Origin of the sequence: Streptomyces sp. NBC_00252 (assembly GCF_036187565.1) — a bacterium.
Taxonomy (GTDB): Bacteria; Actinomycetota; Actinomycetes; order Streptomycetales; family Streptomycetaceae; genus Streptomyces.
This window is the reverse complement of the sequence record NZ_CP108087.1, coordinates 2,634,976-2,651,387: the sequence shown is the minus strand read 5'-3', so window position 1 is coordinate 2,651,387 and position 16,412 is coordinate 2,634,976. Positions and strand designations below refer to the sequence as shown.

The 16,412-nt window shown below is 74.3% G+C and carries 1 protein-coding gene (running past one end of the window); it reads left to right on the top strand.

Annotated elements, in window-relative coordinates:
- On the top strand, nt 1-16,412 hold the final stretch of the coding sequence (locus OHT77_RS11355) for a hypothetical protein (RefSeq protein ID WP_328828131.1). 19,936 nt of this gene lie to the left of the window's left edge; the window shows 16,412 of its 36,348 coding nt (coding positions 19,937-36,348); its start codon lies off the left edge, out of view; its stop codon occupies nt 16,410-16,412.

Here is a 16,412-nt window from a genome sequence, read left to right as displayed (position 1 = left end):
CGCCGCGCGCGGGGGTGCTCAGCGGTGCGACGACTCTGATCCGTACGCAGGTCCGTCGTATCCAGGCGCCGAACGGTCAGTGGGTACGCGACTACACGGTCAACCTGCCGGTCACCACCAACGACCCTGCCCGCACGCAGCAGTTGAACGACCGGATCACCCGTCTCCTGGACACGCATCTCAACACCGGCCTCGCGCTGCCCGGTTCGCGCGACCAGCTGCACATCAACTTCAACCTAATCGAGGACCCGTCCCACCCCGAGGTGGTCACGCTCACCGACTCCGAGAAGCCGGGCCGCGCGGACCAACTCCACCTGGACGTCAACCACTCCGACGAGGACCTGCTGCACGAGGTCCTGCACTACCTGGGCCTGCCGGACGAGCAGCGCGACAACGACTTCCTGCTCCGCAACCACGCCAACAGCACCGCGGTCCGTACGACCGGCCTCATGGCCACCACCCAGGGCCAGGTCCACATCCCACAGCGCTACCTCCGCATCATCGAGGACGTCACCGCTGCCGGGCCCCGACTCCACGACCACACAGGCCAGGACGCGAGCACCCCCTCTCTCGATCCCGACGCCGCCCCCATCCCCACCGACGCCCCCCTCATCTGGCCCGCGTCCCACGCGCCGACCGCCCCGACCCCCGCACCGGCTCAACTCCCGTCGTCCTACGTGAACTCGTACGGTTCGCTCCCGGACGGGTCCGTCGGTCTGGTGTACGCGGAGCCGTTCTCGGACGAGGTGATCGAGGGGCTGCACGGGCAGGTCTACGAGGCGCTCGGGCTGGATGCCGACGATCCGCCGGAGTCCGTGCGCGAGCAGGTGCGGGCCGCGCTGAACCGGGACAACCTCGGGCTCCAGTTGCCGTACCTGCGGTCGAACGGCGGTCACCGGATCACCGTGACGGTCGACGGGCGTGACCACACCGTCGACGTACAGCTGACGCTGTCCGATGCCCGGGCGTCGTTGCGGCAGGGGCGGTTCGATCCCCGTGATCCGGACAAGCACGTCGAGCGGCGTGGGTTCGGTACACGGGAGAACTTCTCGAGTCAGCCGTCGGGGACGTACCGGACGTTCCAGGTGCCGTGGACGGGGTCGTGGCCGATCGAGGCGGCGACCGCGGTGCGGGCGGTGGACGGTTCGGTGACGGCTGCCGTCACGCACAACCAGGCGAGCGATGCCACCACGGTCACGCAGGCCGTGCAGACGACGTCCGCGCAGCGCTCCAACGAGCCCTCCGATCCAGTGGAGTTCAGCACCCGGTGGCGGGTGCGCGTCGACGCGCCCGCCGTCACCGCGCCGACCACCGGTACCGCGCCCGCCGCCGACGGCTGGGGCACCGCCGAGTCGCACGGGCCGACCACGATCTGGTTCCCCCGGCACCTCACCACAGCCGACCCGGCGCCGGGCTCGCTGCCCGCGCCCGCCGCTCCGGCCGATCTCCCGCTCTACGGTGTCGACTCCGTGCTCGACCCGAGGGCGCTGTACGAGCACGTCCACCAGACCTTCCACGCCGATCTCGACGAGACCGCGGCCGGGCAGGTCTCGGACTTCCTCTCCGAGCAGGTGCTGCGCGGCACGCTGCCGATGCAGCTCGACGGCGGCATCTACTCGCCGGTCCTCACGGACGCCTCCGGCAACGCGGTCGGCATGCTGCACCTCGTCACCGTGCCGAACGTCGGTACCCCGCTGCGGCAGAGCACCCCGGGTCAGATCAACCTGGAGAGCCACCTCGTCAACACCGCGCGGGTCGACCTGTCCTCCCGGTACACCAGCGGGATCGGCGTCAGCGGCAGCGGCGCCGCCGCGCTCACCGGGGACCACGCGCAGGGGCACCCCGACGCGTCCAGCACGATCGGCGGCAGCCTCGGCCTGCGCGGGCAGACCCAGGCGACCGTCACCAACACGTACAGCGCGAGCAGTTCCGCCGGCACGATGCACGCCATCCGCACCAACCGGGGCCACCTCCTCACCCCCTCGGGCACCACCTACCAGGTCACCCTGATCCGCCCCGACGGCACCGAGACGGCGGCGCCCCCGCTCACGCAGACCCGCGGCATGGACCTCCGCGTGCTCAGTCAGGCGGACGCCAACGGCCACCCGCCGACCGCGGCCGAGCTACGTGAACTCCCCGACTCCCTGGAGCGGTTGGACGGCATCGGGCTGAGCGCCGCGCCCCTCGACATCACCGGCACGGACGGCCTCTTCGACGAGGCCGAGACCTGGCTGCGCCGCGAGGGCTTCCTGCCGCCCAGCCCAACGGCCCCCGCGCCCACCGGAGTCGCGGCCCGGCTGAAGCAGGCGGCACGGGACCACGAACCCGAGCGCCAGATCCGGCTGCACGCCCAGCTCAACAACCTGCGCCGACTGCGCGAGGCCCGCTCCCGCACCGGCCTGCGCGCCGCCACCGACGCCATGGTCGACGGCGGACACGCCCTGCACTTCGAGGTGCCCAACAGCACCGACACCGGTGTCCGCCGCGTCCGGCTGCTGCTCACCGCCGTCCGCGACCACACCCAGGCCAGCACCCACCGCCTGGTCCTCCCGGGCATCCAGGTCATGGGCCTCGCCCAGATGGCGGGCAGCGACGCCGAGCAGCGCGGCGAGTCCTACGGCGGCGCGCTCGGGCCGATGGGCAGCGTCAGCCGGCCGCTCGGCGGCTGGGGGTCCATCGGGTTCGGGGCCGACTACCAGTACGGGCAGCAGGTCACCCACGGCGACACCGTGGGCGGCGCCACCGGACACGACCAGTTCTTCATCGCCTCCGGCCAGGACAGCCACGCCTTCACCGTGCCGGTGCGGCTCGCGCTCGACCTGTACGCGGACGGCGGGGACCAGCCCAGCGAGCGGTTCGGGCAGACCATCAACCAGGCCGCCGCCCCGGCACCGGCCCCAACTGTGCCCGGAGCCCCGCCTGTTGCCCCCGCGCCGCCCGTCGCGCCGACCGTCTCAGGCGCGCTGCGGCTCGCGGTGCCGGACGGCCGTACCCACGTACCCCCGGCGGTCGCCGTACCGCCCGTCGCGCGCGTCGACGGGGCACCGCGTCCGGCCAACGCGGTCGACCGGGCCCGGCTCGACGGGACCGACGCGACCGGCACCCCGCGTCCCGAGCTGGTGCGTATACCGGACGACGCGCTGATCGACACCGTGCGCGGTTCAGCCGCCATCGAGTCGGCCTTCCAGCGCGCCGCCGCCGACATCCGCAACCAGGCCCAGCCGACGCCCGCCACCCCGGCCACCGGCCCGATCCTCCCCGTCACGGCACCCGCGCCCGCCGCCGCACCGCAACGCGACGGCATCTCGCCGCTCGCCGGGCACGGGCTGACCGACAGCACGACCCGCGCCGCCGAGACCCGGCACGCGGCGATCACCCCGGGCAGCCTGGTCGCCCACGGCCACGAACTCTTCAAGAACTCCTACGTGGTCGAGGGCCTGAACCTGCCGGGGACCCTGGCCGACGGGCAGTACTCCCTGGAGATCCAGGCCGTCGCACACCGCCCCCGACTGCTGGACACCACCCGGCAGTACCTGGAGACGGGCGTCTCCGCGACGGACAGCGCCCAGCAGGCCAAGTCCCTTGGAAAGTCCCACCAGTTCGGCGGTACCGGGGTCCTCACCCAGAACCCGCCCACGCAGCCGAGCGGCCCGGAGAACGCGGCCGGGCAGGGCAACACCGGCCCCGAGTCGGACGGTTCGGTCTCCACCACCCAGAGCAGCGGCAAGCCGTTCAAGGGACTCTTCAACCCCTCGGCACGGCTCGGCTATGTCTCCCGCACGGACACCGCCGACACGCTCTCCGCCAGCACGGGCGTCAACCGCACCCCCACCGAGAGCGGCACCCTGCACCGCGTCGTCGCCGACGTCACCTATCTGGTCACGGTCAGGGCCGGCTCCCGCACGCTGCTCAACGGCGTCGGCGAGCCCGGAACCGTCGCCCCCGTCACCTTCGCGGTGGACGTCCCTGGCGGCCTCCAGTTCCTCATGACGCAGGGCCAACTCGCCCGCGACGCACGGTGGATGGGCTCCGTCCAGGGCCTCGCCCCGGCGCCCGCGCCGACCCTGACGGCCCCGCTCCCGACGCCGTACACCCGCGACCGCGAACTCGGCCTCGGCGGCGTCCTCTCGGTCATCGAGTACGACCGTCCCGTCGCCGCGCCCGTTCCCGCGACCGGGCCCGCCGCGGGCCAGGTCCCGCTGGGGCCGGTCAACCCGAGGGAGCGGCGCGGTCAAGTCCGGCGCGAACTGCTGGAGTTGGTCGAGGCGGAGGCGCCCGGCGCGGTCACCCCGGGCCACGCCGGTTACCAGGCCGGTGTGCACAGCCGGATCGCGCAGCTCACCTCGACGCCCGGACTGCGCTCGCTGCCGGGGCGCGGCCCGGACGGCACCCCGCGCCGCGCCACCACCCGGTTCCACTTCCGCCACCACGGCCACGGCGGCGAACGGCTGATCGAGGTCACGCTCACGGCGGTGCCCCGACGGACCCAGAACCTGGCCGCCGTTCGCGGTTCCTCGACGCCCGGCTCGGGTCTCGAACAGTGGCAGTCGCACACCGCCGCCGGCCGAACGACCACCCGCGCCTCGGTCCGGCAGAAGCAGCTCCCGGTCACCCTGACCACCCGCTACCGCCGCCCCGACCAGGGTCCCGACCCGAAGCGGACGGACCGCGCGGCGCCGGTGTTCACCCCGCAGTCGGCCACCAGCAGGTCCGCCCGCCGGGCCACCACCGCCGACAACCGGTTCTGGCTGCGCACCGACAACGGCGCCGACTTCGACGGCCTCCAGTACGACTACGTCCTGTCCGTGCGGTCCGCGCTGGTCGCCGACTGGCCGCCCAACGTCATCGGCGGTCTCATCCAGAACGGCGTCATCGCCTGGTCGGACGCGGACCACGACGTACGCCGCTGGGTGGACGAACTGCTGGCCCGGGGCAACCCGCGCACCCGCACCGTCCCGGTCCGGCTGAGTCTGCGGTTCACCGGCACCGAGACCAACGCGCCCACGCGGCCCGCGACAGTCACCGCCCCGTCGGTCGTCTCCGGCGCCGACCCGCGCAACACCGTGCTGCCCGGCCCGGCCCCCACGCCGTATCTCGCCGACGCGCAGATGTTCCACCCGGTGGGCCCGACCCCGGCGTTCCACTTCGACGGCTGGGCGCACCTGGAGACCGCCCTCGACGAGGTGGCACCGCGCGGCGGACGCGGCTGGCACGCGCAGATCACCTCCGTGTCGGTGGAGGGACAGGCCGTCCGGCTCGGCCAGTTGATCCAGGCCGGCCGGGTCTCCCTCGACCGTCCCCGGCTCGCCGCCGACCTCACCCGCAAGCTGCCCGGCACCACCCCCTTCGAGGGAGCACCGGCCCAGCCACCGACCATCGCCGTCACGCTCTACAACCCGCGCCGCTCGACCCACGCCGACGACGTCACCCTCGACCAGCTCCACAACTCCACCGACACGGTGAGCACCGCCGCCGGCGCCGACCACTCCTTCTCGACCGCGTTCACCGAACTGCTCAGCGGCGACGACGACAACCGTCAGATCTCCGGCGTCAGCGTCCCGCTAGCCCAGCGGCAGACCCAGCCCTCCACCTTCGGCGGCACCACCACCGGCAGCCGTCGCGACTGGCTCAAGTCCGGCAGCACCTCAGCGCCCGCCAACGGGGCGCGCGGGACGCGGAGTTACGTCGTCGACGCCGACGCCCACCTCCTGGTCGAGGGACCGGAGGGCACCCGGCATGTCACCGGCACGGTCACCCTCCGGGTGGAGGAGCGCGACCTGCTCGGGCACGGTCTCATCACCCCGGCCGAGGCCCCGCCGAACGTCCACGACCTGCCCGCGCTCGTCCCCGACTGGGCGACCGCGGAGCCGCACACGCTGCCCGGACGCCTCAACTCCGCGATCCCGGCGGGCAGTCACGGCGTCCAGGTCTGGGTGGCCCTCGGCGCCGACCCGCAGGGCGAGCACTTGGGCCGGGCCCTCTACGCCGCGTCCCGCACGGCCGTGCTGGGCAACCGCCCGCTGGAGCTGATGACCCGGGACCCGCAGGGCATCCGCCGCTGGGAGTTCGCCCCCGACGGCGCCCTCGTCACCTCGGACCCCGACCTCACCACCGCGTGGACCGCCTTCCACACCGAGGCCGTACGGCTGCACGACGCCACCGACACCCTCGCCGACACCCCGCAGCGGCTCAACCGCCTCACCGCCTCACTCCAGCACCGCAACCGGGTGCACACGGACGCCGTCGACGCCCACACGCGGGCCCAGCACGCGGTCACCGTCGCGACCGACGCCCACCGTGACGCCGTGGCCGAGGCCAAGGCCTCCGCAAAGGCGGCGGCCGACGCGGCGGCGCGGGTCGAGCGGCTGAAGCTGGACTTCGCCGACGCGCGCAAGACCGTCACCACCCTGCCACCGCAGATCGCGCAGCACGAACGGGACGAGACCCGGGCCCGCAGCGACCGTCAGACGGCCCTGGCCCGCCTCACCCAGACCGAGAACACTGTGCGCACCGAACGCGCCGCCGCACGGGCAGCCGCCCAACAGGCCGCGCAGGGTGGCCAGTCGACGGCCGCGCCGACCCCCGCACCGGCCCCGCCGACCCCCGTCGCACCCAACGCCGCGCGCACCAAGGACCCGGCTGCGGATGTCGCCGACGACCCCCGCGTGCAGGCCGTGGTCTCGCAGATCGACGCCCTCGACGACACGATCCGGCGCGCCACCGCCCAACTCGCCGCTGCCCGGCCGAAGTTGGCCCGCGCGCAGCACATCGTCAGCATCGCCCCCGAGCGCATCGGCCAGGCGGAGGAGAGCCACGAGGAGGCCGTCGAGGAGGCGGACGAGGACGCGCGCGCCGTCGTCCGCCGGGCCGAGAACGTACGGATCGCCAGGTTCCGCGAGGCCCGCGCCCAGCGCCGGATACCCCGCGCCCAGGCCAGGATCGCCCGCCGCAACGGCCAGCTCGCCACCACCGTCACCGCCCAACTCCAGGCCGCGGCAGACCAGGTGGCGGCCACCGCCGCACTCCCGGCTGTGTCCGCCGACGTCCAGGAGAACGCCCCGACCCCCGAACAGTCCCCGCGCACCACCTTCGCCACCACCCCGCCCCGCTGGCCCGACCCCGACGGCCGCCCCACCCCCCTCCCGGCCGCGGGCCAGACGCACACGCCGCCCCCGGCCACCACGACGACGGTGCCGACCACCACGGCGACGGTCACGCAGACCCCGCCGAAGCAGCCGCCGAAGAAGACCGCGCCGTCCAAGCCCGACAAGGCCAAGGGCAAGGACAAGGGCAAGGGCAAGCAGCCGGCCAACGGCAAGCAGCCGGCCAACGGCAAGAGCGCGAGCACGAGCAAGACCGGGCCCGCGCCCAAACCCGGCACGACCACGACGACCACCCAGAACCCGGCACCGGGCACCACCGCGACCCCGACCGCCCCGCTGACCCCGTACGTCGCCCCCACCGGCAACGCCGTCCAGACCCCCGGCGACGGCAACTGCCTGCTCTACGCCGTCATCGGCAGCGCGCCCGGCCACGTCGCCACCCGGCTGCGCCAGGCCGACCCGACCTTCGACGCGGGCACCGACGCCTGGCTCGGACAGCCCAACCTCGTACGGCGGACCCTCACGACCCTCGCCCAGCACCCGCAGACCCTCGACCAGGGAACCGCCCATCTGCACGCCACCCGCCGGGGGTTGCAGAACCTGGTGCTGGCCCGCCTCACCGCCGCACGCAACAACACCCACCCGCTCCCGCCGCAGGTACTGGGCCAGCTCCGGGGCGTTCTCGTCGGCCGCTTCGCGACGGCGGTGCAGGGCATGAACAACGCCACCGTCGGCACCCAACTCGCCCTCTACGGCATCCAGGGCCCGACCCGCGCCGAGCAGATGGACCCGGCCGACCTCCAGGCCCGCTACATCCTGGCCGTCTCGGCGCCGGGCGCACCGCCCGCACCGGCCGGCACCCCGCCGAGCAACGCGCGGATGTTCGCCTACCTCCGGGCGCTGAACGCGCTGCCGACGGTCGCCACCATGACACCGGACGAGCGCCGGGCCCTGCTGGTCGCCGGCTACCACGAGAGCACCGCCCCGATCACCGCGCCCGAGGCGGCCGTACTCGACCAGGCGGTGCGCAACTGGTCGACCCAGTGGGCGAACCGGATCGGCGACGCCTTCCTGCCATTGCTCGCCGACACCCTCGGCGCCCCGATCCACGTCTTCCAGCCGATGCCCGCCGCACTCGCCGGCACCACCGCGACCGGCGGCCCCCGAGGCATCGTCCTGCCGTACGGCCCGACCACCAACACCCCTGCGCTGGAGGTCCATTACACGGGCCTGAACCACTACAGCGCGAGCAACGTGAACACCGTGGCCGCCCCGCCGACCATCACCCCGTCGAAGGCACCCCGGCGCCCCGGGGACGCCGACAGCGTTCAGCCGGACGGCCGTTATCGTCCCGAGCCGGTGCGTGACGCGGCCGACGACCTGCCCGCATCTCAAGTCAACAATCCGGCATCTAAGGGCAGTTGGCACGGTCTGCGGTCGCATGCCCGTCCCGCCGTGCACTCCACGGAGCGGTTCGATCCGCACGCGGATCAGAGCAACCCGCCCCGCCCGGGCACGCTCAGCGGTGCGACGACCCTCATCCGCACCCAGGTCCGTCGTATCCAGGCGCCCAACGGTCAGTGGGTACGCGACTACACGGTCAACCTGCCGGTCACCACCAACGACCCCGCCCGCACGCAGCAGTTGAACGACCGCATCACCCGTCTCCTGGACGCGCACCTCAACACCGGTCTGGCGCTGCCCGGTTCACGCGACCAGCTCCACATCAATCTGAACCTGATCGAGGACCCGTCCCACCCTGAGGCGGTCACGCTCACCGATTCCGAGAAGCCGGGCCGCGCGGACCAACTGCACCTGGACGTCAACCACTCCGACGAGGACCTGCTCCACGAGGTCTTGCACTACCTGGGCCTGCCGGACGAACAGCGCGACAACGACTTCCTGTTGCGCAACCACGCCAACAGCACCACCGTCCGCACGACCGGCCTCATGGCGACGACGCAGACCCCGGTCCACATTCCGCAGCGCTACCTCCGCATCATCGAAAACGTCACCGCTGCCGGGCCCCGACTCCACGACCACGCGGGCCAGGACGAGAGCACTCCCGCCGAGAACCCCGACACCCACCCCATCCCCACCGACACCCCCCTCATCTGGCCCGCCTCGAACGCCCCGGCGGCGCCGCCCTCTTCGACGTTCGTGCTCGGGTACGGGTCCCAACGGGACGGCAACGTGGGCCTGGTGCTGCTCGAACCGCTGTCGGAGGCCGTGGTGAACGGCGTGCACCAGCAGGTGATGACGGCCCTCGGGCTGGGGACCGCGCCGGACACACATCCGGTGCGGGAGCAGCTGCGGACGGTGGCGAGCGGTGAGGAGCTGGTGCTCAACCTGCCGTATCTGCGCGGAAGTCTGGGCTTCCGGATCACCGTGCGGGTGGACGGCCGCGACCGGACCGTGGACCTGCGGATGCGGCTCGCGAACCCGGTGGCGTCGGCCCGGTACGGGGACGCCGAGGGCGGGGTGCGGGACGTACGCGTGGAGCGGCGCGGGATCGGTTCGCAGGAGTCGGTGTCGTCGGAGGCGTCCGGCAACATCCGTACCCTGATGCTTCCTTGGACCGGGCTGTTCCCGATCAGCAGGGCGATCCCGGTGCGGGGTGTCGACGCCGCGCTGACCCTGGCGCTGACCCTGAACCAGCTGTCGTCGAGCGCGTCGGTGACGTCCGTGGTGACGTCGACGACCGCGCAGCGCAGCAACGAGCCGTCGGAACCGTACGACTTCACCGCCATGTGGGATGTACGGGTCGACACCCCGGCGCTGGCCGCGCCCGTCACGTGGACGGCGGAGCAGTCGCACGGGCCGGTCACCATCTGGTTCCCGCAGCACCTGGCGCGGGACGAGGACGGGGAGCTGCCGGAGGCGGCGGGTCTCGACGTGCTGCCGATCTGGGGCGTGGACACGGTGGCGGAGCCGGGGCGGCTGCTCGCCGAGACGCTCCAGCACTTCCACAACCAGCTGCGGTCGCTGGACACGGACTCGCTGGCGGAGCTGGAGACGTTCCTGTCGGAGCCGTTGCTGCGCGGCACCCTGCCGATGCAGCGGGAGGGCGGCGTCTTCTCGCCGGTGCTGCTCGACACGTCGGGGCGCGCGATCGGCATGTTCCAGTTGCGGACCGACGTCACGGTCGGCGATCCGCTGCGGCAGAGCGTCGCCGGGAAGATCAACCTGGAGAGCCATCTCACCCAACTGGTCAAGATCGACGCCCAGTCGAAGTTCAGCAGCGGCGCGTCCCTGTCCGGGAGCGTCGGTCCCGCGCTCACCGGCGACCACAGCGAGGGCCACCCGGAGGCGACGCGGCGGGTCGGCGGCGGTGTGCTGGGGCGGGTCTCGGCCCAGGCCGCGACGAGCGGCGCGCTGAACCAGAGCGCCAGCGCGTCGTTGATGCACGAGGTGCGCACCAAGCGCAGCCACCTGCTGGCGCCGGCCTCGGTCGAGCACACGCTGGTGTTCCACCGGGCGGGCGGCGGCCGGGAGACGTTCGAGCCGGGCGAGTGGCCGGCGGGCATGCATCTGCGGGTGATGACCGCCGAGGACGCCGAGGGCCATGCCCCGACGGCGGAGGAACTGCGGCGCCTCCCGGCGGAGTTGGAGCATCTGCGGTCGATCGGCGCCAACGCGACACCGCTGGCAGTGACGGGCGCCGAACCCCTCTTCGTGCAGGCCGAGAACTGGCTGCGCCGCGAGGGCTTCCTGCCCCCGGACACCCACACGCGCAACCGCGTCCTGCCTGACGAGGCGCTGGTGCAGGCGCAGTTGAACAACCTGCGCCGGTTCGAGCAGGCCCGCTCGCAGATCGGGCAGCGGGCCGCGACGGACGCCATGCTGGACGGCGGTCACTCGCTGTTCCTGGAGATTCCGACCGTGCCCGGCAGCCGTAGGGTGCGGCTGGTGCTCAGCGCGGAGCGCGGCACGGGCGAGAGCACGCACACCACGGTGCTGCCGCATGTGGAGGGCATCGGCCTGATCTCGCTGTCGACGGTCGCCGCCGACCAGAACGGCTCCCAGTACGGGGTGTCGTACGGCGCGGGCGGCTCCTTCGGCATCCCGGTGCGCGACGGCGCCTGGACCCTCGGCGGCACCGGCGACCACGTGCGTTCCCACCAGGTGCAGCACGACAACAGCGTGCAGGTGTCCGTCGGGCACGACCAGCAGTTCCAGGGCATCGGGGCGGGGCAGCGCAGCGAGGTGTTCGAGGTGCCGGCCGACTTCGCGCTCGACCTGTACGAGGGCCCGGGGGAGGAGCCGCTGGTGCGGTTCGCGCACCAGACGGTCGTGGAGCCGTACGTCCCGCACGGCGCGCCGCCGCCCGGGCCGGACGACCCGGCGCCGCCTCCGCCGCCGGACCGGGTGGCGGGGTCGCTGCGGCTGTCGGTGCCCACGCTCCGCACCCTGCCCGCCGTCGACGACGAGCCCGCCCCGGCCGCGCCCGCCGCGCACACCGTGCGGGCCGCGAACGCCGCCGACCGCACCGCGCTCGAACTGAGCGACGAGCACGGCGGCCCGCTGCCCGACTCGATCCCGCTGCCCGACGACTCGATGCTGGAGGTGTTCCGGGCGTCGGCCGCGCTCGACGACGCGTTCCGCGCGGTGCTCGGCAACACCTACCAGGGTCATCCGGCACGCGGCCTGCTGGACGGCGTGCTCGACGCGGTCGCGGACCGAACTCCCGCCCCCGTGGCGCGAGTCGGCCGTGCCGTCGGGGAGTCGCTGGCCGGTGCCGCCGCCACCGACCCGACCACGGTGACGGCGGAGATGCTGGCCGCCGCCCGCAACCCCGTCGCCCTGCTGGCCCGCGGCCACCAGGTGTTCAAGGGCGCCTACGTGATCGAGGGCCTCACCCTGCCCGGGCTCGCCGCCGACGAGGTGCTGTCGGTGGAGATCCGCGGCGCCCTGCGCCGGGCCCGGGCCTCGGACGCGTTCACGCAGTACTTCGAGTCGGGGCTCAACGCCTCCGACGGCGCCGGGCAGCAGCGCGGGGTGACCCACGCCGTGCAGTGGGCGGGCGGCTTCACCTCCGTCCACAACAACTCCTCGTCCCAGACGCCGAGTTCGGACCAGGCGGCGGGCAACGACGGCGACATCGGCGGCCTCGGCGACGGCGGCATGAAACGCCGCGCCGACGCCCCCGCCGAGACACAGGGCGGCGGTACGTCCACCTCCGCACCCCGCGCCGCGACCCTCAACCCCTCGGCCCGCTACACCCGCACCAGCCGCCGCGAGAAGGGCCGCGGGCTCGCCTCCTCGACGCTCGTGCACCGCACCGCCACCGAGGGCGGCACCCAGCACCGCGTCTCGGCCGACGCCCTTCTGCTGGTCACCTTCCGCCGGGGCCGCCGCAACGTGGTGGGCAACGCGCTCGGCCAGGGCGAGGGCCGCGCCGTCACCGTCGCGGTCGAACTCCCGGACGCCGTACGGTTCTTGGTCACCCCGGCGCAGATACGGCGGCACGCCCGCTGGTACTCCACCGTGCCCGGGCTCACCGTGCCCGCGCCGGTGCCGGGCGACGTGCTGCTGCCGCGCCGCTTCGTCGCCTCCGGCGAGGTCGGCCTCGGCAGCGTCCAGGCGATGGACCAGTTCACCGACGCCACCCGCTCCGTGCAGCGCCCCGACCTGTTCCGGCAGCAACTCCTCACCCTCATCGAGGAGGAGGCCCCCGGCACGACCCGCCCCGGCCACGCGTCCTACCTCGCGGGCGTCGACACCCGCATTGCCGACCTCACCTCCACGGCGGGTCTGCGCACCCTCGCGGGCCGGGGCCCCGGCCGCGTCCAGCGCTTCCGCTTCCGCCACGTCGGCTACGGCGGCGCCCGCCTCGTCGAGGTCACCCTCGCGGCCCGCCCGGACGCCGACGACCACGCGCTCCGGGGGCTGCGCGGCCACCGGGGCGCCCAGGGCACCGGCATCGAGCAGTTCCACGGCCACACCCCGGCCGCGGTGACCGATCGGACCTCCCGCGGCGTCCGCCACTCCGGGTTCGTCCAGCTCCAGACCCGGCTCCCGAGGCCCACCGGCGGCCCCCGCACCGACCGCGCGGGCGTCCTGCTCGGCGCGGACACCCTGCGCGGCAACTCGGTCCGCGTCACCCGCGCCGCCGAGGACCGGCACTGGCTGCGCACCGACAACGTCGCCGACTTCGACGGCGTCCCTTACCGGGTCGTCGCCACCGTGCGCTCCTCCCTGACCGCCGACTGGCTGATCGACCTGCCCGCCGGCATGCTCCAGCACGGCGTGCTCAGCCTCACCGACGCGAACACCACCCTCGTCAACCGCATCACCCACCTCTTCCTCGGCCGCCCGACCCGCACCACCGCCGTGCACACCATGGCCGCACTGCGCTTCACCGGCAGCGAGACCGCCGAACCCGCCCCGGCCGAACGGCAGGTGGCGGCGGGCCGGTCCGTGCAGCGGCCGACGCCGACCGGACACCGGTTCACACCGGGCGGCCCCGCACCCGTCTTCTCCTTCGACGCCGGAACCCACCTCGCCGCCGCTCTCGGCGAGGTCGCCCCGGCCCTCACCCGCACCTGGCGCCGGATCGCCGCCTCCGATTCGGCGGACAACACCGCCGTACGCATCGGCGAACTCCTCCAGGCGGGCACCATCTCCCTCGACCACCCGCGCGGCCCCGCCGGACTCACCACCTCGATGCCCGGCGCCTACCCGCTCCAGGGCGCGCCCGGCACCCCGCCCCGGCTCACCGTGGAGCTGTACCGGCCCCGCCCGGTGACCGACGCCGGCGACGTGACGATCGACCGGGTACGGCTCAACACGGTCAGCGCGGGCTCCGCCTCGCACGCGGGTGTCACCGGGAGCCTCTCGGCGCAGGGCGGCTTCAGCGCCACGGACTCCAACCGCCAGCTCGTCGGCTTCACCATGCCGGTGCTCGCCCGCCCGGCGCAGGACCCCGGTTCGGGCGGGGGCGTCGTCGGCACCCGCCGCGAGTGGCTCAAGCGCGGCGACACCAAGATCCCGGAGGGCACCCGCGGCACCCGCAGCCACGAGATCGTCGCCGACGCGATCCTCACCGTCCACGGCCCGAACGGCACCCGGTACGTCTCCGGCACGGTCCGGCTGCGCCCCCAGGAGCGCGACCTCCTGGGCCACGGCGTCACCACGGGCCTGACGGACCCGGGTGTCTACGACGGCGCCTCCCTCACCCGCGAGGCGGCCGACGACCGCGCACCGGGCGACCGCGCCGACGACGTCCTGCGCGACTGGCGCACGGTCCCGCTCCGCGACCTCCCGACCCTCATGGCCCACGGCATCGGCGCCACCGCCGACGGCGACGACGGCATGATCCAGCTCTGGCTCGCCACCGACGGCACCGCCGACCGGACCGCGCGCGCCCTGTACGCCGCCTCGGGCACCGCCGCGCTGCTGGGACGGCCGGTCGAACTCGCCCTGCGGGACGGGGAAGGCGTGCGGTTCCGGCAGTTCGGCGCGGACGGGGACCCCGTGGTTCCGCCGGAGAACGCGGAGCCGGGCGAGGGACAGGACGAAGACGGCCTGGAGCAGGGGCAGTCGGAGGGCGACCAGGGGGACGGCGCCGGGCCGAGCGACGCGGGCCAGGAGCGCCGGGGCGGTGCCGGCCGGGGTGGCGTGCGTCAGGGTGATCCCGCTCTCGACGCGGGCTGGGCCGCCGCACGGGCCCAGATCCGCACGCTGGAGGACGCCGGGCAGGCGGAGGACGCCGCGCGCACCGAGGAGATCCGGCTCCAGGACCAAGTGCCCGACGCCCAAGAGGTGTTGGCCGAGGCCGGGCCCCGGGTGACGGAGGCGGACCGGGAGCTGCACGAGGCCGAAGCCGCGGCGGCCACCGCCGCCGACGAACTCGACGCCGCTGGGCGGGCCGTCGTCGCCGCCGCACGCACCGACCAGGAACGAGCCGCCCGCGTCACGGAGTTGACGACGGAACTCCAGGAACAGAACGAGCGGGCGGAGGCCTTGACCCGGGCGGCGAGGGAGTCGCACGAGGCGGTCCGCACGGCGGAGGACGAACTGGCGGCGGCGGAACGGGCCGTACGGGAGGCGGAGGAGGCCGCGCGGGAGGCGGCGGAGCAGGAGGCTGCCCACGCGTCAGGCCGGCAGGGCGCCAACACGGCTGGACAGGACGGGAGTTCGCGGCGCGGCGAAGGCAACTCCGTCGCGAACGGCGCCGGTTCGCTCGCCCGGCGCCAGTCGCAGCGGAACCGGGCCCGCAACACCCTCAACCAGGCCCGGATCGACGCCGCGGCGGCCGACCGTGCCGCCGACACCGCCCGGCACGCCGCCGACGACACCGAACTCCGGCTCGGCCTGGCCCGGGACGCGGCCCGTACTGCCGCCGCCGGCCTGACCCGGGCCCGGAACACCGCCGCGACGGTCGCCGAGACGGACCGTACGGCCCAGGCGGAGCTGACGGCGGCGACGGCGCACCGCGACCAGATGCTCGCCGCGCGGAACGAGGCCCAGCGGGCGCTGGACGCCCTCACCGGCGGGATCGACGACGCCCTCGCCGAGCAGGCCAGGCAGGCGGCCCGGCAGCGCAACGCGGAGCACGATCTCGGCGACGTCGTGGCCCTGTTGGAGACCCGGCGGGCGGCGGCGGGCGACGGTACCGCGCCGCTGACCACCGGTTCCCTGTCCGCGACCCCGGCCGGCTGGCCCCGCCGCACGCCCCGCCCGCCGCTGACCCGCAACGGCGCGGGACCGGCGACCGAGCTGAGGGACGACCCGCAGGAAGAGCCGGAGAACGAGCCCCGGGAACCGGAGCTCCCGCCCGTCGTGGCGCCGGAACAGGGACCCGAGACGTTCGCCCACGCACTGGCCCGTCTACTCTCGACTCCCGGTACCACCGACCCCGCCCCCACCCCCGACTGGACCCGTGCCCGAGACCCCCACACCGCCCTCCTCGCCTGGGCCCAGGCCGACGTGACAGCTCACGGCGCCCCGGACGACGCCCCGCTCCCGACGCCGGAGACCGCCGTGCCGACCGACGTCCTGGCCGAAATCGGCGCGCTCACCGAAGAGTTGCGCGCCCAGTCGATCATGCAGAGCGGCACGGTGACCGTCGGGGAGGCCGGGCTCGACGACGCGGCGCGCCTCGCCCTGGTGCTGGCCCGCCCCGCAGGCGCCGCCTACGCGGCCACCCTCGCGGCCCTGGTCGCACGGGACACCGGGCGGCCGGTCGTGCTGCGCGGCCCCGGCGAGCTCACCCAGCGCTTCGGCCCGGCCGAGGGCGCCCCGCTGACCTTGTATGTCGACGGCAATCGGTTCACGGTCAACCCGCCCGCCCCGGACGACGACTGA